The sequence below is a fragment of the Aquidulcibacter sp. genome (assembly GCF_049239865.1).
Taxonomy (GTDB): domain Bacteria; phylum Pseudomonadota; class Alphaproteobacteria; order Caulobacterales; family Aquidulcibacteraceae; genus Aquidulcibacter.
Map to the genome: position 1 here is coordinate 1 of NZ_JBMLTR010000038.1, position 1446 is coordinate 1446.

1 protein-coding gene is annotated in these 1446 nt (G+C 59.3%); it reads left to right on the forward strand.

Annotated features, from left to right (window positions below; all coding sequences use genetic code 11):
- Positions 1-148: 148 nt before the first annotated feature.
- On the forward strand, positions 149-1446 hold a 1298-nt coding region (locus tag ACOVRA_RS03215; protein ID WP_421719028.1), incomplete at its 3' end, for an ATP-dependent DNA helicase.

The window sequence follows — 1446 nt, forward strand, 5'->3', positions numbered from 1 at the left end:
TCCTCACTTGTGTCCGTGCGTATAACACATCAGGTGCGACTTCGGCTTGCGAGATACAAGTTAGAATTTCTAATCGATACATATTCGCGCAGCCGCTGCTTGACGCAGAAGGCGCACCCACCGAAGGAAGAGGTTGAAAAGGTCACACGTGAAAACAGTGCGGGAAATGGCATTGCGGGGCGGAATTGCGCGTCTGGTGGATACCGGAAGCGGTTTTTCGGCTGTGCTGATCCGCAATGGTACCGTCGTCGCTAAAGTCGATGATGCCGATGGGGCCATGGCGATGGCGCGCTTGCAAGGTGGCCATGGGCGGATCGAAGGCCCGGCGAAGGCAGTCGCCCTCTCGCTCGACGACGGGCCTTACCGCGAAGTGGCGGAGCGGATTGAGAAGGCCGAAGGCGGGGTGTTCCTGACAGGCCGCGCCGGTACCGGCAAAACCACCTTCCTCAAAGCCTTTATGGATGAAACAGACCTCAAAGCCGCCATCGTTGCCCCATCGGGCATTGCGGCATTAAACGCCGGTGGTCAGACGATCCATTCCTTGTTCAAGCTACCGCCCGCCATGATCCAACCGCAGGACGTCCGTCGCGTCCGCGAAGGCCGCATGTTGAAAACACTCGATCTCCTCGTGATAGACGAGATTTCCATGGTGCGCTCAGACTTGATGGACGCGATTGATCGATCCATGCGCTTGCACCGCGGTGTGCCCCGGCCATTTGGCGGCGTCCGTCTTTTGTGCGTTGGTGATAGTGCGCAATTGCCACCCGTTGTTAGCCGCGAGGATGAGCCGATCCTCGAACAATGGTTTGGCGGGCCTTACTTCTTTGATGCGCCGTCGGTAAAGTCACTGTCTTGGACGTCGATTGAGCTGTGTCAGGTGTTTCGCCAATCCGATGCAGCCTTCCTCGGCTTGCTGGACCGGATGCGCCGCGGACGGCCGACGATGGAAGATGCGGAGCTTTTAGATTCTCGCGTGGTGGGTGAACCCCCGCCCTTTTCCGACAAGGATGGGGATGGGGCTATCGTCCTGACCACCACCAATGAAGCCGCCCGCCGGATCAATGATTTGGAGATGGCGCGGCTATCGGGGCCTGAAGCCTCTTACGGGGCTAAAGTCGAAGGCCAGTTTGACGAGCGCATTTTCCCGACCGACAGCGACCTTTTGTTGCGGGTGGGCGCGCGGGTCATGCTGTTGCGCAATGATCCAGACAAACGCTGGGTTAATGGCACGCTGGCGACGGTCGTTGATCTGGGCAAGACGTCGGTCTTCGTTCGCATCGGTGGCCGTGTGCATGAGATCGAACCGGCTGATTGGGAGCGCTATATTTACGAGCCCGATCCTGAAGGCGTACCCCAGCGCAAGGCGGTGGGCGTCTTCCGGCAAGTGCCGCTGCGGCCCGCTTGGGCGCTGACGGTCCACAAAGCCCAAGGCCTGACCTTTGATGC